Annotated in this window: 16 protein-coding genes, 1 tRNA gene and 1 pseudogene; 7 read left to right on the top strand and 11 right to left on the bottom strand. The window is 62.6% G+C overall.

Features of this window, described 5'->3' with window-relative positions:
- Nucleotides 1-49: 49 nt before the first annotated feature.
- On the bottom strand, nt 50-1,234 hold the full coding sequence (locus tag ACVDG8_RS00650; RefSeq protein ID WP_447252982.1) for an amino acid aminotransferase: 1,185 nt from the start codon (nt 1,232-1,234) through the stop codon (nt 50-52).
- A gap of 229 nt (nt 1,235-1,463) precedes the next feature.
- On the opposite strand from ACVDG8_RS00650, the pseudogene ACVDG8_RS00645 reads away from it, so the two are divergent.
- From ACVDG8_RS00645 to ACVDG8_RS00620, 6 genes and pseudogenes are all read left to right on the top strand, one after another.
- Nucleotides 1,464-2,010 (top strand): annotated as a pseudogene (locus ACVDG8_RS00645) (sigma-70 family RNA polymerase sigma factor).
- Nucleotides 2,010-2,783, top strand: a complete 774-nt coding sequence (locus tag ACVDG8_RS00640) for an anti-sigma factor family protein (RefSeq protein WP_447252980.1) — start codon at nt 2,010-2,012, stop codon at nt 2,781-2,783. Before ACVDG8_RS00645 ends, ACVDG8_RS00640 begins: the two are co-directional and overlap by 1 nt.
- A 47-nt stretch (nt 2,784-2,830) precedes the next feature.
- Nucleotides 2,831-3,547: a Bax inhibitor-1/YccA family protein gene (locus tag ACVDG8_RS00635; protein ID WP_447252979.1), complete on the top strand. Its 717-nt coding sequence runs from the start codon at nt 2,831-2,833 to the stop codon at nt 3,545-3,547.
- 185 nt (nt 3,548-3,732) lie between these two features.
- Complete coding sequence (locus tag ACVDG8_RS00630; RefSeq protein WP_447252978.1) at nt 3,733-4,602, top strand: aldose 1-epimerase family protein; 870 nt, start codon at nt 3,733-3,735, stop codon at nt 4,600-4,602.
- A 42-nt stretch (nt 4,603-4,644) separates the two neighbouring features.
- Entirely contained in the window at nt 4,645-5,079 is a 435-nt protein-coding gene (locus ACVDG8_RS00625) for a hypothetical protein (RefSeq protein ID WP_447252977.1), read from the top strand.
- Between the two features lie 46 nt (nt 5,080-5,125).
- Entirely contained in the window at nt 5,126-5,665 is a 540-nt protein-coding gene (locus ACVDG8_RS00620) for a hypothetical protein (protein ID WP_447252976.1), read from the top strand.
- Here the strand turns inward: ACVDG8_RS00620 and ACVDG8_RS00615 are convergent.
- The 8 genes from ACVDG8_RS00615 to ACVDG8_RS00580 form a co-directional block, all read right to left on the bottom strand.
- The gene (locus ACVDG8_RS00615) at nt 5,628-6,542 is read right to left on the bottom strand and encodes an agmatinase (RefSeq protein ID WP_447252975.1); all 915 of its coding nucleotides are present in this window, start codon (nt 6,540-6,542) and stop codon (nt 5,628-5,630) included. The genes ACVDG8_RS00620 and ACVDG8_RS00615 overlap by 38 nt on opposite strands.
- A gap of 226 nt (nt 6,543-6,768) precedes the next feature.
- Nucleotides 6,769-7,590 carry an MBL fold metallo-hydrolase gene (locus ACVDG8_RS00610; RefSeq protein ID WP_447252974.1) on the bottom strand — a complete coding sequence of 274 codons (822 nt, stop codon included), beginning with the start codon at nt 7,588-7,590 and terminating at the stop codon, nt 6,769-6,771.
- A 3-nt stretch (nt 7,591-7,593) separates the two neighbouring features.
- On the bottom strand, nt 7,594-8,388 hold the full coding sequence (locus tag ACVDG8_RS00605) for a TatD family hydrolase (RefSeq protein ID WP_447252973.1): 795 nt from the start codon (nt 8,386-8,388) through the stop codon (nt 7,594-7,596).
- A complete protein-coding gene (gene metG, locus ACVDG8_RS00600; protein WP_447252972.1) occupies nt 8,388-9,938 on the bottom strand; it encodes a methionine--tRNA ligase in 1,551 nt (516 codons plus the stop codon). The genes ACVDG8_RS00605 and metG overlap by 1 nt, the downstream gene beginning before the upstream one ends.
- A gap of 126 nt (nt 9,939-10,064) precedes the next feature.
- On the bottom strand, nt 10,065-11,120 hold the full coding sequence (locus ACVDG8_RS00595; protein ID WP_447252971.1) for a DNA polymerase III subunit delta': 1,056 nt from the start codon (nt 11,118-11,120) through the stop codon (nt 10,065-10,067).
- Nucleotides 11,117-11,791 carry a dTMP kinase gene (tmk, locus tag ACVDG8_RS00590; protein WP_447252970.1) on the bottom strand — a complete coding sequence of 225 codons (675 nt, stop codon included), beginning with the start codon at nt 11,789-11,791 and terminating at the stop codon, nt 11,117-11,119. Before tmk ends, ACVDG8_RS00595 begins: the two co-directional genes overlap by 4 nt.
- A 72-nt stretch (nt 11,792-11,863) precedes the next feature.
- Nucleotides 11,864-13,042, bottom strand: a complete 1,179-nt coding sequence (locus ACVDG8_RS00585) for a D-alanyl-D-alanine carboxypeptidase family protein (RefSeq protein WP_455707484.1) — start codon at nt 13,040-13,042, stop codon at nt 11,864-11,866.
- Nucleotides 13,043-13,118: 76 nt separating this feature from the next.
- Nucleotides 13,119-14,360, bottom strand: a complete 1,242-nt coding sequence (locus ACVDG8_RS00580; RefSeq protein WP_447252969.1) for a septal ring lytic transglycosylase RlpA family protein — start codon at nt 14,358-14,360, stop codon at nt 13,119-13,121.
- A 1,337-nt stretch (nt 14,361-15,697) separates the two neighbouring features.
- Here ACVDG8_RS00580 and ACVDG8_RS00575 point away from each other — a divergent pair.
- Nucleotides 15,698-15,787 (top strand) — tRNA-Ser (locus ACVDG8_RS00575).
- Nucleotides 15,788-16,327: 540 nt separating this feature from the next.
- Here ACVDG8_RS00575 and ACVDG8_RS00570 read toward each other — a convergent pair.
- Together ACVDG8_RS00570 and ACVDG8_RS00565 are read right to left on the bottom strand one after the other, a co-directional pair.
- A complete protein-coding gene (locus ACVDG8_RS00570; RefSeq protein WP_447252968.1) occupies nt 16,328-16,705 on the bottom strand; it encodes a hypothetical protein in 378 nt (125 codons plus the stop codon).
- A gap of 255 nt (nt 16,706-16,960) precedes the next feature.
- The gene (locus tag ACVDG8_RS00565; protein ID WP_447252967.1) at nt 16,961-17,338 is read right to left on the bottom strand and encodes a phospholipid-binding protein; all 378 of its coding nucleotides are present in this window, start codon (nt 17,336-17,338) and stop codon (nt 16,961-16,963) included.
- Between the last annotated feature and the right edge of the window lie 55 nt (nt 17,339-17,393).

The following is a 17,393-nucleotide window of genomic DNA, read 5'->3' as shown; positions in this document are numbered from 1 at the left end:
GACCAACGCTGCGGCTGGGCGGCCACGACTTGTCCACAGTTGCGGCTTCTCAGTCGAGGACCGAAACAATCGCCTTGGCGAGCTCGTCCATGCCTTCTTCCGGCAAACCAGCGACGTTGATGCGGCTGTCGCCGACCATGTAGATGGCGTGCTCGGCGCGCAGGCGCTCGACCTGCGCTTCGGTCAGGCCAAGGCGGGAAAACATGCCGCGATGGCTGGCGACGAAATCGAAACGGTCGGAGTTGGACTGCCGGCGAAGCGCCTCGGCGAACGCCACGCGCAGCCGCAACATGCGCAGGCGCATCTCCTCGAGCTCGGCTTCCCAGTCTGCCTTCAGCTTGGCGTCTTCCAGCACCATGCGCACCGCCGCGGCGCCATGGTCCGGCGGCATCGAATAGAGCGCGCGCGCCGCGGCCAGCATCTGGCCCAGCGCCAGGTCGGCCTGGGCGCCATCCTTGGCCAGGATCATCGCGGCGCCGACACGGTCGCGATAGACGGCAAAATTCTTCGAGCAGCTCGAGGCGACGACCATTTCCGGCATTGTCTCGGCCAGCAGCCGTAAGCCAGCGGCGTCGGCGTCGAGACCTTCGCCAAAACCTTGATAAGCGATATCGACGAAAGGCAGCAGGCCGCGCTCCAGGAGGACATCGGCGACCTGCGCCCACTGCGCGAGATCCAGATTGGCGCCGGTCGGGTTGTGACAGCAACCATGCAAGAGCACAATGTCGCCGCGGTTCGCCGTCCGCAGCGCCGCCAGCATGTCGTCGAAACGCACGCTGCCCGAAGCCGCGTCGAAATAGGGATAGTCGCGGACCTGCAGCCCGGCGGCGCGCATCACGGGCGGATGGTTCGGCCATGTCGGGTCGGACAGCCAGACGGTTGCGCCCGGACGGCTGCGCTGCAGGAGCTCGGCCACCAGCCGCAGCGCCCCTGAGCCGCCCGGCGCCTGCGCGGCGCGGATGCGTGACAAATCTGCCGTCTCGCCAAAGGCAAGCTTGATCATCGCGGCGTTGAATGCGGTATCGCCGGCAAGGCCGAGATAGGTCTTGGTGTCCTGGCTGGCGAGCAGCCGCTTCTCGGCTTCGCGCACGGCGCGCATCACCGGCGTCCTGCCGTCGACGTCCTTGTAGACGCCGACGCCGAGGTCGACTTTGCCGGGTCGCGGGTCGGCGCGGTAGAGGCCGATCAAGGCAAGGATCTTGTCGGCAGGCGCCGGTTGCAAGGCTTCGAACATCGATAAGAACTCCAATGGCAGCGGAGTGATACGCAAATCGATATCGGCGCGCCAGCGGTTTTCCGGCCCGGATCAGCCCTGTGTAAAGTGCCTGGATCGCTCAGGAGCTCTTGTGTAGGACTCGGCGAACGGTCGAACAGAAACGCCTTGGCCTTGCCGCAGGGCTGCCCTGCCTGGATGCGTGCTCTCCGCAAAAGAAAATGCCGGGTCACGGGATTAAAGTCCCCACATGCTCCGTAAACAGGGCATGAAACGGTCGATGGCACGCTTCGATATTGTCGGGCAGCTTGGCTCGCTGCGCCGCTATGCGCGCTCGCTGACGCGCGACGGCGCGGATGCCGAGGATCTCGTGCATGACGCGCTGGTGCGCGCCTATGAGCGGCGCGGCACCTTTCGCGCCGGCGGCAATCCGCGCGCCTGGCTGTTTGCGATCATGCACAACCTCTTCATCGACCGCATGCGCTCGCGTCGGTCGGAGGTAGCGCGCATCGAACAGGCCGGCCATCTGACTGACGCCAGCATGCCGGCGCCGCAGGACCATTCGGTGCGGTTGGCGGAGGTCAGGCAGGCCTTCCTGGCGCTGCCGCACGAGCAGCGTTCGGCGCTGCATCTCGTCGCTGTCGAGGGGCTTTCCTACCAGCAGGCGGCCGATGTCATCGGCGTGCCGCTCGGAACCCTGATGTCGCGCATCGGCCGAGCGCGCCGCGCTGCGCGACATGGAGGAGGGCGGTCCGGCAAAGGCCCGGCCCAATCTCAGGATTGTTGGAGACGAGTGATGAGCGAGCTTGTCGATCCCGTGACGGATGCCGACCTCGACGGTTATGTCGACGATCAGCTGGAGGTCGCCCGCCGCATCGAGGTCGAGGCGTATCTCGCCGCGCGCCCGGAAGCCGCGGCGCGCGTGATGGCGGATCTCAGGACACGCGACGAGCTGCGCGTCGCGCTTGCCCGACCCGCTGGCATGGCGCGGCCGGCAACGACCGAAGCGGCGCGACGGCTGGAAAGGGGGCTTGCCAGGGTCCGGATCTTTTCCGTGCTGCAGCGGGCCGCGGCCGCCGTCGTGCTGATTGCCGCCGGCTGGCTGGCCAACAGCATCTTCGGACCGATTGCGGTCACCAAGGTGGTCGCCTCGACGCAGCCGCCAGCCTATGTCGAGGAGGCGGTGCGGGCGCACAGGACGACGCTGGTGCGCGAGACTATGTCCTCGCAGGCGGAAGCGCCGGGTTACAACGTCGACGAAATCCGCGCCGCCACCGCGATCGTCATGCCGTCGCTGCCCGATGGCTGGAAGATCCGTGACGTCCAGGTTTATCCGTCGCAATTTGGGCCAAGCGTCGAGATGGCGCTCGAGACGAAGGACCTCGGCCTGGTGTCGCTGTTTGCCATCCGTCCCGGCACATTCGACGTGGTGAAGCCCACGGTCGCGCCCTCGGACGATATCTCGTCGGCCTATTTCCAGATCGGCGAGGTTGCCTATGCGGTTGTCGGCCGAAGCGATGCCGGCAATCTCGACCGCGCCGCCGAAAAACTCGCCAGAACGCTCTACTGAGCAACACGCTTGAGAACCCTGCCTTCCCAAGAACAAAGGAGAACCAGATGAACAACCCCAATCCGGGATATCGCATGGGCGCCGGCGTCCAGGCCGGAGCCGTCTATGACGAGGGCCTGCGCCAACACATGCTGCGCGTCTACAACTATATGGGCCTCGGCCTCGTCGTCACCGGCCTTGTCGCCTTCTTCGTGGCCTCGACGCCGGCGCTTTACGTGCCGATCTTCTCCAGCCCGCTGAAATATGTGGTGATGCTGGCGCCGCTCGCCTTCGTCATGATCTTCTCGTTCAAGATGCAGACCATGTCGGCCGCGAGCGCGCAGATGATGTTCTGGGCCTTCTGCGCCGTCATGGGCCTGTCGCTTGCCTCGGTGTTCCTGGTCTTCACCTCGACCAGCATAGCGCGCACCTTCTTCATCGCCGCCACGATGTTCGGCGCCACCAGCCTCTATGGCTACACGACGAAGCGCGATCTGACGCAATTCTCGTCGTTCCTGATCATGGGCCTGATCGGCGTGGTGATCGCCAGCCTCGTCAACCTGTTCCTCGGCTCGACCGCGCTGCAGTTCGCCATTTCGGTGATCGGTATCGCCGTCTTCATCGGCCTGACCGCCTGGGATACGCAGACGATCAAGGAGCAGTATGCCGAGAATTTCGACGCGGAATCGCAGCAGAAGCTCGCCGTGTTCGGCGCCTTCTCGCTTTATCTGAATTTCATCAACATCTTCCAGCTGTTGCTGAATTTCACCGGCGAGCGTGAATAACAAGAACCGTCCAAGCAACATTCCTGACCTATGGCCGGAGGGGAACCTCCGGCTTTTTTGCCTTTGGCGGCACATGGCATGCTCGATCGCCGCCCCAGCACAAGAACGAAGGTAGCCTGGCCGCTCTTGAGTTTACGTGCGGCCCTTTGCTAGCCTGTCACCATGACAGCCAGCCGCGAGGGCACATGGAACAGGTGACGCTTCATGGTGACGGCATCACGGCGACCATAGTCGACCAAGGAGCCGAACTGGTCTCCTTGATCGATGCAGAAGGAACCGAGCTTCTATGGCAGGCCGGCCCCGAATGGCGCCGGCATTCTCCGGTGCTGTTTCCGATCGTCGGACGGCTGAAGGGCGATCGGCTGCGGCACTGTGGGCAAAGCTACCCGATGACGCAGCATGGTTTCGCCCGCGACAAACGCTTTACCTGGGCGGAGCAGGGACCTTCATCCTGCACCCTGGTTCTGACCGACGATGCCGAGACCCGCGCCCACTACCCATTCGCCTTTCGCCTGGCGATCAGCTATTGGCTGGGCGATCGGCAGCTCGAGGTGCGTTACGAAATCACCAATCCCGGCGAGGAGGTGCTGCCGGCCTCGATCGGCGCGCATCCGGCCTTCAACTGGCCGCTGCTGCCGGGCCTGCCCAAGGAAGCCTATCGGTTGACCTTTGCCGAGGCTGAGCCGGAACCAATTCGCCGCCTGAAGGACGGCCTGCTGTCGCCGGCAGCCCGGCCCACGCCCATCGAAGGCAGAACCCTGGCGCTGTCGGAGCGGCTCTTCGATGACGACGCCGTCATCCTGGACCGGCCGGTCAGCAAAAGCGCGCGTTACGCCGCAGAACAAGGCCCCGCGATCGAGGTGTCATGGCAGGGATTGAACGAACTCGGCATCTGGTCGAAGCCCGGCGGCGCGCCGTTCCTGTGCATCGAGCCTTGGCATGGCATTGCAAGCCCCATCGACTTCGACGGCGAGTTCGCCAACAAGCCCGGCGTGATGCTGATCGAGCCTGGCGCCAAGCGTGCGCTGAGTTATCGGATTAGTGTGGGCAGCTAGCGGCGCAATCGTACTGACAGGGTTGAACGCGGGAGGCTTCCAATGAAGCCGGTGATAAGCCGATCCTTTCTGGACCGCCTTTTTGCGGCCAGCGACTATGATGGCCTGGTTCAGCTTTCGTCATTCTTCCTGGGAACGTCGACCTGTCGACTGGAGAAGGCGGATTACGGCCTGCCGCGGGCGTTCTTCCTGATCATCGAAAGCCTGGTCTGGTTCGCGCAGGCCGAGCGCTCCGGTGTGTGGACCTATTTCGAGGCAACATCGGCGCCACGGCAGCAAGCGATGCTGGCCGCGCTGACCGCCGAGGCTCCGGCAGGCTTTGCGCAGGCCTATGCCGCAGGCATCGACGGATGGAGGAACGAGGCCGAGATGGCCAAGCTCGACAGATGGCTGTCGGAACGCGACGGCGAAAACAATCGCTGGCTTTGGAAGCTGGCAAACGCCAACCGCGCGCAGATCGACGAGCTTCTGTCATAGGCGTGGCGGCTGCTGCTCCGGCAAGCTCGGTCAGACGGGAGATGCAATGGCATTCGCGATCAAGGCCGAGGTCCAGGATACGCGGGCGATGACGTTTACGTTCACCGCGCAGAAGACCATGTATGGCGGCAAGCGCATCGCCGAAGGCGACACGGTCTTCGTGTTCGCCAGCGAGAACGAAGGCAGGCAGGGGCTTGTCGCGCGCGGCGTGGTCACGTCGTCAGAGCCCGTTGCAAAACGACCCGACATCGAACGCCAGACGCCGCGCATCAGCGTCGCGATCCGCCGTACCGCCCTGGCCACGACACGACTGGGCCGCGATGAACTCAAGCGCTTCAAGGACTGGCAGGACGGCCGGTCCGACAGAACTCAACTTCAAATTCTATCGCCAGGCAACGAACAAAATCGTCGGCATCTCAGACGACACGGCGGCGTTTCTCGACGGGTTCTTCTAGACGGGTGGGACCAGCCCGCTTCTATCCAAATAGAGATGGCGCATAGGAAGCGGAACTCTCTTTCAGCGCAGGCGAGGGCGCATCGACCGGACGTCAGCCGAGCTGCCGGACGATGGTTCCAATCGCATTGACCAGAAGGCGGGCCGCGGTGAGGGCCGATAGGCCGCCAATGTCGGCCGGCGGATAGAGTTCGACAAGGTCGAACCCGACGATTCTCGCTCTCTTGCCAAGGCCGGCGATGAGGTCGATCGCCTGCGTGTAGGTGAGGCCACCGGGCGTAGGCGCTGCCACACCCGGCATGATGCCGGGATCGAGACCGTCGCAGTCGAGGGTAACGACAACCCACGCGCCTTCCGGAATATGCCGAAGAGCGGCTTCGACGCCGTGAGCATGAACCTCGCGCGCGGTCACGAAGCGGCTGCCGTAGTGCTTCGCCGCTTCGATCTCGGCGAGACGCGCGCTGCCGACGCTGCGCAGGCCGACCTGCACCATGCCGGCGACATGGCCCATCTCGCTCGCCCGCCGCATCGGGCTCGAATACCCGTAGCGTTCGCCACGAACCTCGTCGCGCCAGTCGATATGGGCGTCGATCTGCAGGATCCAGATCGGTCCGTTGTCGGCAAAACCGGCAAGGAATGGAACGACGACGGAATCGTCACCGCCAAGCAGGATCGGCACGGCCGGCGACGACAGAACCTCGCGCGTCTTCGCCTCGATCCTGGCCCGGTTGCCGGCGTTGGCGGTCATGGCGGTCGCGATGTTGCCGGCATCGATGCACGAGATCGGCTTGCCGTCGAACAACGGCCCGCCGAGATCGAAATCCCAATGCTCCACGAGTGGCGTATCGCCCTGGCTGGCGGCGCGGATGGCATCGGCAGCCAGGGCTTGGCCGACGCTGTCCTGACCCGGATAGGTAGTGCCGTAACCGGCGCCAAAGATCACCGCGCGCGGCACGCGATCATCGGCGAGGCGATCAGGAAGGCCGAGAAAGGAAGGCAAAGCTGTCATTGCAATTTTGGATCCCGAAGCGGAGCGCGACCAGCACCTTGGCGCAGAGCAATCGCGCCGTCCATGCATACCCGAATCGATACCCGTAAGTCGCATAAGATAGATTATGGAACTAGCGTTATGCGCTGACGTGGGAATTGCTCGGTTTTATCGCATGGGACCGTCACGACGCCTACCGCTGACAACAGATTCAAGACAGGCAGAACAGCCGAACGAGCGAGAGCCGCTATCGCGCTGACTCATAAGGGATTTCGATCACCATGCCGTCATAGGCCGGCACCACGTGTTCAGGCGTCTCGGCCATCACCGTGGCGTAGTCGAGCGGCACATGCATGTGTGTCAGCACGGCCTTCGACGGTTTGAGTTTCTCTATCCAGCCGAGCGCCTGGCCGAACGACAGATGGCTAGGATGCGTGTTGTACTGCAGCGCGTCGATGACCAGCATGTCGAGGCTACGCAGCCGCTCGACGGTCGCAGCGGGGAAATCGCTGATGTCCGGACAATAGGCGAGCCCGCCGATGCGAAAGCCCAGCGAGACGATGTCGCCATGGATCTGCGGCAACGGCTCAAGGGCGAGGGCACCGCCCTCGCCTTCGATCACGACCGGCTTGGCGTGGTCGATAATATGCGCCTCGACGATCGGCGGATAGGAACTGCCGGGCGGCGTCTCGAAGCAATAGCCGAAGGCTTCGCGCAGCCGCAGCATGGTCGGCTCGTCGGCATGGATATCGATGCGGTGGCGCTGCTCGAGCACATAGCCGCGCAGATCGTCGATGCCGTGGATGTGGTCGGCATGCGGATGCGTGTAGACGACGGCGTCGATACGCTTCACCGATGCCATCAGCATCTGCTGGCGAAAGTCCGGCCCGGTGTCGATCACGACCGTGGTGCGAGCGCCATTGGCGGTAATCCGCTCGATCAGAGCCGCCGCGCGCGTGCGCCGGTTCTTCGGATTCTTTGGATCACAATTGCCCCAGTCGCCGGTGATGCGCGGCGTACCGGGCGACGAGCCACAACCAAGAACGGTAAGGCGCAGCTGGTCGCTCATCGTTCAGCCTGCCGCCTCGGCCGGACGCGGCATCTTCGTAAACAGCCGGAAGAAATTCTGCGTCGTGATGGCGGCGATCTCGGCATCACTGACGCCGATGGTCTCGGCGAGCACCTTGGCAGTGTTGGCGACATAGGCCGGCTCGTTGCGTTTGCCGCGATGCGGGACCGGCGCGAGGTAAGGCGCGTCGGTCTCGACCAGCAGCCGCTCACGCGGCACATCGGCGGCGATGGCCCGCAACTCCGTCGAATTCTTGAAGGTCAGGATGCCCGAGAACGAGACATAGCCGTCCAGCGCCACGCCGACTTCGGCCAGCCGGCGTCCGGACGAAAAGCAGTGCAGGATGAAAGGGAAGGCGCCCTTCCCTGTCTCTTCCTCGAGGATATGAGCCATGTCGTCGTCGGCGTCGCGCGAATGGATAACCAGCGGCAGGCCGGTCCGGCGCGCGGCGGCAATATGGGTGCGGAACCCTTGCGCCTGCGCGTCGCGCGGCGCCTTGTCGTAGAAATAGTCGAGCCCGGCCTCGCCGATCGCCACCACCTTAGGGTGACCGGACAGGCGCACCAGCTCGTCGGCGGTGATGTCGAGCTCTTCGGCTGCATTGTGCGGATGGGTGCCGACCGAGCAATAAACTTCGCTGAATGTTTCAGCAATTTCAAGTATTTGCTGAAGCCGCTTCACGCGCGTCGAGATCGTCACCATGCGGCCGATTCCGGCGGCCAGGGCGCGGGCGACGATGGCCGCCCGCTCCTCGGCGAAGTCCGGAAAGTCGAGATGGCAGTGACTGTCGACCAGCATCAGCTGTTGCCGTCCTGCTCGACATAACGCGGAAACACGCCCTCCGGCACCGGCAAAGCCGTGCCGGGCACCAGCGCATGGTCGGCGTGAACATGCTCGAAAGCGCGCTTGTCCGCCGGCACGGCCAGGAGATCGAGCAGCTTCGCCGCCGACGCTGGAATGAAAGGCTGGCAAAGAAGCGTCACGCGACGGACCAGTTCGGCGGTCGTCCACAGCACCGTTTCCATACGCTCCGGATTGGTTTTCCTGAGCGCCCAGGGCTCCTGCGAGGCGAAATAGCGGTCGGCTTCGGCCACGACGCCAAAGATCGCCGCTAGCGCCAGATGGATACCCTGCTCCGCCATCGCCCGGCGCGAAATCGCCAGCGCTTCGACGGCCTGGTCGAGGATCGCCGCATCGGCCTCGGTGAGCTCACTGCGGGCCGGCACCTTGCCGTCGCAATTCTTGGCGATCATCGACAGCGAGCGCTGCGCAAGATTGCCGAGGCCGTTGGCAAGGTCGGCATTGGTGCGGTTGACGATCGCTTCATGGCTGTAGTTGCCGTCCTGGCCGAACGGCACCTCGCGCAGGAAGAAATAACGCACCTGGTCGACGCCGTAGTGGTCGACCATGGTGAACGGGTCGATGACATTGCCGACCGACTTCGACATTTTCTCGCCGCGGTTGAACAGGAAGCCGTGACCGAAGACGCGCTTCGGCAAGGCAATGCCGGCCGACATCAGGAAGGCCGGCCAATAGATGGCGTGGAAGCGAACGATGTCCTTGCCGATGATATGCGCATCGGCAGGCCAGAACCGCCATTTATCATCCTTTTCATCGGGATAGCCCACGCCGGTGATGTAATTGGTGAGAGCGTCGACCCACACATACATCACGTGCTTCTCATCACCCGGCACCGGCACGCCCCAGTCGAAGGTGGTGCGCGAGATCGACAGATCCTTCAGCCCCGACTTGACGAAGCTCATCACCTCGTTGCGGCGCTCGGCCGGGCCGATGAAATCGGGCTGGCCTTCGTAGAGCGCGATCAGCCTGTCCTGGTAGGCCGACAACCGGAAGAAATAGCTCTCTTCCTCGACCCATTCGACGGGCGTTCCCTGCGGTCCGTAGCGGACGTTGTCGGCGCGCACCTCGGTCTCTTCCTCGCCGTAATAAGCTTCGTCGCGCACCGAGTACCAGCCGGCATAGCCACCCTTGTAGATGTCGCCGTTGGCGGCCATCGCCTTCCAGATCGCTTGCGAGGACGCGTAGTGCCGCTCCTCGGTGGTGCGGATGAAATCGTCGTTGGAGGCGTTGAGCGCGGTGGCCATGCGCCGGAACTGGGCCGAGTTGCGATCGGCAAGCTCGCGCGGCGAAATGCCTTCCTTGCGCGCCGTCTGCAGCATCTTGATGCCGTGCTCGTCGGTGCCGGTAAGGAAGAAGACTTGCCTGCCGTCGAGTCGCTGGAAGCGGGCGAGCGCGTCGGTGGCGATCAGCTCATAGGCATGGCCGATATGCGGCTTGCCGTTCGGGTAGGAGATCGCGGTGGTGATGTAGAATGTGTCGCGTGACATGAATGAACCGTCATGAATGTCTGAATGTCAGTTGTGGCGGTGGATATCGCATCGGAACGTCGATTGCCATCCCGAGGCAGATGCATGTCGCCCAAAAGCAGGCGGCGGCATGCATCAGGCAAACCGTCACATTCGCATCGCAGAATTCAGGCGTTCGATCATGGTCAAGGCGTGCTGCTTCTTGTCGAGATTGTAGGTCTCGGCTTCAGATATCGTGTTCATCGCCTCGTGCCAAGCCTCGGACAGCGTTTTGGCCCTGGCGAGATTGCCGGCCGAAGCTGCATCGCTCGCCGCCGACGAAAGCAGATCGAGCGCGCGACTGTTGAAGATATCGAACTGGATCGCCTGGTCGCGGCCGGCCACGGCCTCGGCCAGGCGGTGGGCGCCAGCGATGTCCGGCCTGTTGGCCGCCACCAGCGTATCGAGCGCGCCGGCAATCTCCAGCCCGCCATACTGGGTGAGCAGGATGGCGTTGCGGGCGCTGCCCCCTGCCCGCTCGGCCAATGCCGCGCGCGCCGCCGGATCGTCGGGCGGCGGCGGCTCGATGCCTTGCAGCACCGCCATCAGTTCGTCTTCGCCGAGCGGCGCAAGCCGGACCATCTGGCAGCGCGAGCGGATCGTCGGCAACAGGCTGCCCGGCGCATGCACGATCAGGATGAACAAGGTGCGCGCCGGCGGCTCCTCGAGATTCTTCAGCAAGGCATTGGCGGCATTGATGTTCATGTCGTCGGCCGGATCGACGATGACGACCCGGTAGCTGCCGTCATGCGAAGTCATCGACAGGAAGCGGTTGACCTTGCGGATTTCGTCGACGGTCAGCACCGTCTTGAAGCTTTTGGTCTTGTCGTTGGCCGGACGCGTCAGGTGCAACACCGAAGGATGTGCGCCTGTCGCGATCTGGCGAAACAGCGATGATGCCGGATCGGGAATGGCGAGTGTTTCCGGCGCAGCCTTGAAGTCCGGATGTTTCAGCAGGTGGTGCGCCAGGTGGAAGGCGAATGTCGCCTTGCCGATGCCGTGCGGCCCGGCAAGGATCAGCGCATGCGGCAGCTTGCCCGACCGGTATGCGGCGGTCAGCATCGCCGCCATCTGGGCATGGCCGATCAGCCGCGGTGTTTCCGACGGCTCCGGCACGCCATCCAGCGTGTCGTGCTGCTCCGGGGCGATACGTTCGAAGATCATGCCGGCGCCGCCTGCTTCCTTGGTGCCGGCATCCGCTCCTCCAGCGCCGCGAACACGGTGGCGGTAACGACATGCTCCACCGTGTCGGGATCGGCCGAGGCATCGATGACAATGCAACGCTGCGGCTCGGCGGCGGCGATCGCCAGAAATGCCTCGCGGCGGCGTTGGTGGATGGCAAGCGTCTCCTTCTCGAAACGGTCTGCCGCGTCGCCCGCGCCGCGGCGTGCCGTAGCGCGCCTCAACCCTTCCGCGGGATCGATGTCGAAGATCAGCGTCATGTCCGGCATCATGCCGTTGATGGCGACCGCTTCCAGCGCCTGCATGAAATCCGGATCGAGGCCGCCGGTCACACCCTGGTAGACGCGCGAGGAATCGATGAAGCGGTCGCACAGCACGATCGAGCCGCGCTCGACGGCCGGCCGGATGACCTGCTCGACATGGTCGGAGCGCGCGGCCGCGAAAAGGATCGCTTCCATCTTGGGGCCGAACGGCTCGGCGGCACCCGAAAGCAGCACGTGCCGCACCGCTTCCGCGCCCGGCGAACCACCTGGCTCACGCGTCACCAGCGCCTGGTACTTCTTGGCGCGCATGCGCCGCGCCAGCCGCTCGATCTGTGTCGACTTGCCTGCGCCTTCGCCGCCTTCGAAGGTGATGAAAAAACCGCTCGTCAATCGAGACTGCCTTTGTCCGCGTTGGCCGCTGTCATAGCTCTCGTCTGACAAAAGGTCCACGAACCAACCCAATTACAAACGCTTCTGGCGCAGCCAGCCGACAGCCAATTCCTTGGCCGCATCGAGCGCCCGTTGCGGCAGCGTGCCGACCGTCACGGACTCGGCGGCGAAAAGCGGCGTTTGCTGGCTCAACGTATCACCAATCCAAACGCGCAACTCGCCGACCGGTTGCCCGGCCTCGACAGGCGCCGACACCGGACCGTTATAGACGATCTTGGCAGTCAGCTTGTCGCGGTTGGCGATCGGCAGGAATATGTCCACCGGTCCCTTGGCTTTCAAGGCCACGCCGGACTTGGCGCCGCCAAAAACCTGCGCCTCACCGACCACCTCGTCCTTGGCGAAGATCTCGGTTTTCTGGAACGAGCGCGAGCCCCATTCGAGCAGCTTGCGCGCCTCTTCCGAACGCTCGCGGTCGTTCGCCAGGCCGCTGATCGCCGCGATGACCCGTGTACCGTTGTGGCTGACCGTGCCGACCAGGCCAAAACCCGCCTGCTCGCTGGCGCCGGCGACGAAGCCGTCGGCTTCGATGCCCATGGCGATCAGCGGATTACGGTTCCTCTGCGCGATCTTGTTCCAGGTGAAATCCGGCTGGCCGTAATAGTGGAAGAATTCCGGGTAATCGCGCCAGATATGCAGCGCCAGCATGGCGAGTTCGCGCACTGTCGTCTGCTGGCCATCTGCCGGCAGGCCGGTCGAGTTGACGAAAGTCGATTTCGAAAGCCCAATCTGGCGGGCGCGGTCCGTCATCTGCGCGGCGAAATTCGCCTCCGAGCCGGCCATGCCTTCGGCAAGCACGATGCAGCCGTCATTGGCGGCCTGTACGGCCACGCCCTGGATAAGGTCCTCGATCCGGACGGCCGATTTGAGCTTGGCGAACATGGTCGAGGTTCCCGAAGGCGCGCCGCCGGTGCGCCAGGCGTTTTCGCTGACGACAAACGTGTCGTCGAGCGTCATGCGCTTCGCCTTGATGGCATTGAAGACCATCTCCAGCGTCATCAGCTTGGCCATCGATGCGGGTGGGATCGCCTTGTCGGCATCCTTGGCGAACAACACGGTGCCGGTGTCGGCATCGATCATGAAGGCTTGCGTCGCCTTGGTCTCGAAAAGCTGGGCGCTGGCCGGGACCAGCCCAAGAAACAGCAGGGCCAACCCCAGGAAACTGGCGAAAGGCGAAAAAAAGCGGAATTGCATGAAATACCGACCACCCATTACCCGGGCCAAGCTATCAGGGTTCGTTTGGCCGGATCAACGGGCAGCGAAAAATTGATCAGTCCCGCACAACCAGCGCATCCGGCGCGCCATGCGACCAGGCGGCCTTGAGCAGATCGTCGACGCTGCCATGGCCGTCCGGATACACATTGACCGCGTACCAGTCATTGCCGTCGAGTTCCGTGCGCTGGATCTCAGTCCTGCCGAAGGGTTTCAGCGCCGCGGCGACCTGCTTTGCCTGGGCGGCATCGTCAAAGGAGCCGGCGGCGACATAGTCCGATGCCGGCGCCTGTTGCTGGCGCTTCTTCCACGATTGCAGGATGTCGGCCGGAGACATGCCGCTGGCGTCGAGCGCGGCAAAGACATCGGCGCGCTGCACGCGTTCATCCGCATAAGACAGCGAGGCCATGGCGAAAGGCGAGTTCGCCGGCAAAGTGAGCTCGGGCCGCTGCGGCACGATGGGGCCGAAATCCGGCAAAACGACATCGCTGGCGTTCTGCACCGATGCCGGCTGGTCCGACAGACCGGGCTGCGCGTCGAAAGCCTGTCCGGAATTGGTCAACTGTCCAGGGAACGGCACGGCGGCCGGCGGCGCGCCGACCGACACGCTCGGCGACGGGCCGTTCATGGCCACCATCACGCCGGTCGGCAAGCCGTCCGACGGATCCGGCCGGTTGTTGCCGGGGTGATAGGATGCCACCAGATACTGGTCGTCGTCGCCATCGAGCGGCGCACGGCCGACATATTCCACCTTGACCTTGGCCGTGCCGACCTTGTCGTAGTCGAGCATCTGGGCCGCGCGTTCCGAGACGTCGATGATGCGGCCTTCATGGTAGGGACCGCGGTCGTTGACGCGCACGATCACCGAGCTGCCGGTCTCGAGGTTGGTGACGCGGGCATAGCTCGGCAGCGGCATCGTCGGATGCGCCGCCGTCAGATGCGTCATGTCGTAGACTTCACCATTGGCGGTCAGCCGGCCGTGGAAAGCGTCGCCATACCAGGAGGCCAGGCCGACTTTGGCGAAGCCCTTCCTGTCTTCCTTCGGATAATACCACTTGCCGCGCACCTGGTACGGCTTACCGAGCTGGTCGCGGCCACCGCCGCGCCGCATGAAGTCAACCCGCGGGCTGGCCTTCACGCCATATTCGGCTTCGGAGAAATATTCCTTGGAGCGCGCCTTCTTGTAGACCATGCCCTTCGGCTCGGGCTGCGAAGCGCAAGCAGCCAAAAGCAGCCCCGAAAGCGCACACAGGGCGAAAGCAGAAGCGCGACGAAGACGCGGGCGCGCCGAAGCCTGCATGTTTTCGATTGTCCCCTACCGTGCTGCCATTCGACGGAGCCAGAAGTCACCGCTATGCCAGCAACACCTTGGTCCCCAATCCCTTTTGCACAGGAATTGCTTATCACGATGTTAATCGATTATGGCCGCAACAGGGCGAGATTATGGCATGCGGCCTTACAATCCCCAGACCTCCCGACTTCGGCGGCGACCCGCAACCACACCCTGCCTTGCAACCTGTGGATAGTAACCGGTTGTTCACCGTCGCAAATCCTCACATCCTGATTCAGAATCCAGACGAGGCCTCCAATGACCTGGCTTTCAGCACATCCCTAGCCTACGGACGTTGACGCCGCATCGCAGCCTGTCCCGACGATCGTCAGCGAGCATTCGTTTCGACCTCGCCCGCGAAGCATGTCCCGAGCCCGGTCGACACCCTCGCCAGTGAAGTTGCCGGCGTCGCCATAGTCTGGGTCCTGTCCCTTCCCTCGCCTGCCACCAGCTACAGGTTGTGTAGCGGATTTACGGGTTCTTGAGAATATCAGCGCATCGCAATATTCGGACATGATAAGTATCTCGTACATGGCTAAGGCCCCGGCGATTCACCTTGCGCCGGGCCTTTCGCATCCAGGAAGCATGTGGACGGCAAGCTCGCCGGACGAAGACCCCAACAACCTCGAGTCCGACGAGCCTACAACCTGATCAGAGTACGCGATCAGGGCCGGGATCAACCGGCACGCTGTCGGATGCAAAAGCAGTGCCAGCACCGCCCGTCCCGAAATGGGACAAATCGGGGGAAAACAGGCCGGTCTGGGTTTTGTTGCAGGTTTGCTAACATTACGGTCGCGTTAGCCGGCTTGCCCGAGTCGGTTAGGCCCGACGGTCAGCCAAACTTACCCCAACGGACTGTCGGGCCGCAGGAAGCCCCCAAGTTCGCGCCAGGCGATCCTTTGCCCGGTCTCCTCGGTCAGATCGCTGCATCTCGCTTCCGCTTCTCCGGCGTCATCGCATGGTTCGTGAACTGTAGGTTCCGATCATCACGGCCGGCGCCGCGGGCGTTCCGCAAGTCACCTTTCATGGCCTCAGACATACCCACATCACACATCTGTTGCGCAGCGGCGTTCCTGTGCATGTCGTGTCGGCCCGCCGGCCATGCCAATCCGTCGGTCACCCTGAACATCTACCGCATTTGTTGCCAGGACAGCAGGAAGGCGCCGCAGCGGTGGTTGACGCGGCCCTCAATGCCGCTTTACAGGAATGAACAGCGAACCGGTCGGGAACGCCTTCGGTGCCAATCCGGCGCCAACCGCTCAAGATCGACCGGTCTCGATTATCCTAAGTGATTGAAATATCACGATGGAGGGATGGCCGAGCGGTTTAAGGCACCGGTCTTGAAAACCGGCGTGGGCGCAAGTTCACCGTGGGTTCGAATCCCACTCCCTCCGCCATCCGGCATCGCTCTGCGAGCTTCCCACGATCCGCGCAATCCTTCGGGCGAAGCAGGATGCCCTCCGAAGCCTTAGCCATAAGCATACACCTTGCAGTGAATCCGACTGCCGTCGACAGGCGTCATAAGAACTTCGCCATTAAAAGGCAGATCGGCGAATCCATTTCATTGCTTATTGGTCACCCTGATTTGAACGCCACACCATGCGCACGTGCAGGAACATTGTTGACGATCCCGCCGAAGCGGTGGCTAAAAGAAAAGCTGGGACGGGCGCGAGGGGGACAAATCGACGTAATGGGGCACCGATAGGGCCAGGTGTGCGATGACGAATGCGCTATATTTCGTCGCGTTGGCGGTCCTCATGATCGGGGTGCCTTTCATCCTATATGTGCTCAACATAAGGATTTGGCGGCACATCCATGAGCAGGTTAGGCGAAAGAGAGAGCGCCAGATGAGGCAGCCGAATGACGATCCCAGGCGGAAGACGGGTTAGAGTCCCTTCCTATCTAGTTTCGCCCTAGGGGTGCCGGACTGTCGAACCTTATTCCCGGGCGCCGCAACGAGCCTCTGTCCGGCGAATAAACAGTGTGGCTCGACCGGCAACATAATCCTTCTTCTCTTGTTTCGAGGAGAAATTGTGTTGCTTGTACGTGCCTCCATTTATTAAATCTTCGTACATCGTCTCTGCCTTCGCCTTGTCGTTGGACGCGAGGAATAACTCAAGCATCGGATCGTTATCGGTCATTCCCTCCGATACTTTAACGATGCAATCACAATAAGCGTCCGGCGCGTCTTTCTTCACAATGCGGCATTCATCGACTCTCCTGGCATGAAGTCCCCTGTCGTTTGATGCGCTTGCACTTTCGGGTATTTGCGACCCCAACAATAGGCCCAATACCATCAATCTCGTAAGCTGCATTTTTCTCGCTCCCTTCAGACGCCGCCGCGTCGGGCCAAGATATGATCAGCTCTCGAATAAGGGCAAAGTCTTATCGATCAGGACGAGGCAACAAAACGTTACTCGCAACTGATTGTTCGAATATACAGCCTCTAGCGCGCATCAATCAACCGCTGCACCTGCGACGCCGAGAGCGGCTGGCCCTTCGCAGTCATGTGGCCGAGTTGGGCCCACGGTCGCCAGGCTTGCAGCCACACTCCTTGGATGAGCCGGCTTCTACTTTGAAGAAAATGGCTGGGACGCAGAACCGCTGGCCAATACTTTTCCTGTCGCATCCATCGCCTTCACGGTGATGTTGTAAAAATGGGTTCCGCTGTCTGGGCACGGCCCTTTGTAATGGAACGCCCCGTAAGGCAAAGATGTCTGCCCCTTATAGGCAACAGTCCCACCTCCATGATTGTAGGATGAACTGCTGTCTGTCATCTTTATTTCGAGTTTTGTCGTCCCCTGGGGTACGCCGGAAACTGTTATCGGTGGTGATTTTGGATCAAAACACTTCTTTGTCGGGCCCCACGCGAAAGAAACGCCCACGCCGGAGGCAAACGCATTCGATGCGACGATCGCAAACCCAAACGCAATCAACAGTCTTTTCATAATTTCCCTTGCTTAGAATAACGAAAGAACCGGTCGGCGATTTGTAGCAGACCGC

It is taken from the genome of Mesorhizobium sp. ORM8.1 (assembly GCF_053005525.2).
Note: the sequence above shows the minus strand (reverse complement) of the source record. Positions and strands in the feature narration are given on the sequence as shown.

Coding starts and splice junctions, on each gene's coding strand:
- ACVDG8_RS00650 (WP_447252982.1), bottom strand. CDS start 1,234: ATGTTCGAAGCCTTGCAACCGGCGCCTGCCGACAAGATCCTTGCCTTG.
- ACVDG8_RS00640 (WP_447252980.1), top strand. CDS start 2,010: ATGAGCGAGCTTGTCGATCCCGTGACGGATGCCGACCTCGACGGTTAT.
- ACVDG8_RS00635 (WP_447252979.1), top strand. CDS start 2,831: ATGAACAACCCCAATCCGGGATATCGCATGGGCGCCGGCGTCCAGGCC.
- ACVDG8_RS00630 (WP_447252978.1), top strand. CDS start 3,733: ATGGAACAGGTGACGCTTCATGGTGACGGCATCACGGCGACCATAGTC.
- ACVDG8_RS00625 (WP_447252977.1), top strand. CDS start 4,645: ATGAAGCCGGTGATAAGCCGATCCTTTCTGGACCGCCTTTTTGCGGCC.
- ACVDG8_RS00620 (WP_447252976.1), top strand. CDS start 5,126: ATGGCATTCGCGATCAAGGCCGAGGTCCAGGATACGCGGGCGATGACG.
- ACVDG8_RS00615 (WP_447252975.1), bottom strand. CDS start 6,542: ATGACAGCTTTGCCTTCCTTTCTCGGCCTTCCTGATCGCCTCGCCGAT.
- ACVDG8_RS00610 (WP_447252974.1), bottom strand. CDS start 7,590: ATGAGCGACCAGCTGCGCCTTACCGTTCTTGGTTGTGGCTCGTCGCCC.
- ACVDG8_RS00605 (WP_447252973.1), bottom strand. CDS start 8,388: ATGCTGGTCGACAGTCACTGCCATCTCGACTTTCCGGACTTCGCCGAG.
- metG (WP_447252972.1), bottom strand. CDS start 9,938: ATGTCACGCGACACATTCTACATCACCACCGCGATCTCCTACCCGAAC.
- ACVDG8_RS00595 (WP_447252971.1), bottom strand. CDS start 11,120: ATGATCTTCGAACGTATCGCCCCGGAGCAGCACGACACGCTGGATGGC.
- ACVDG8_RS00585 (WP_455707484.1), bottom strand. CDS start 13,042: ATGCAATTCCGCTTTTTTTCGCCTTTCGCCAGTTTCCTGGGGTTGGCC.
- ACVDG8_RS00580 (WP_447252969.1), bottom strand. CDS start 14,360: ATGCAGGCTTCGGCGCGCCCGCGTCTTCGTCGCGCTTCTGCTTTCGCC.
- ACVDG8_RS00570 (WP_447252968.1), bottom strand. CDS start 16,705: ATGCAGCTTACGAGATTGATGGTATTGGGCCTATTGTTGGGGTCGCAA.
- ACVDG8_RS00565 (WP_447252967.1), bottom strand. CDS start 17,338: ATGAAAAGACTGTTGATTGCGTTTGGGTTTGCGATCGTCGCATCGAAT.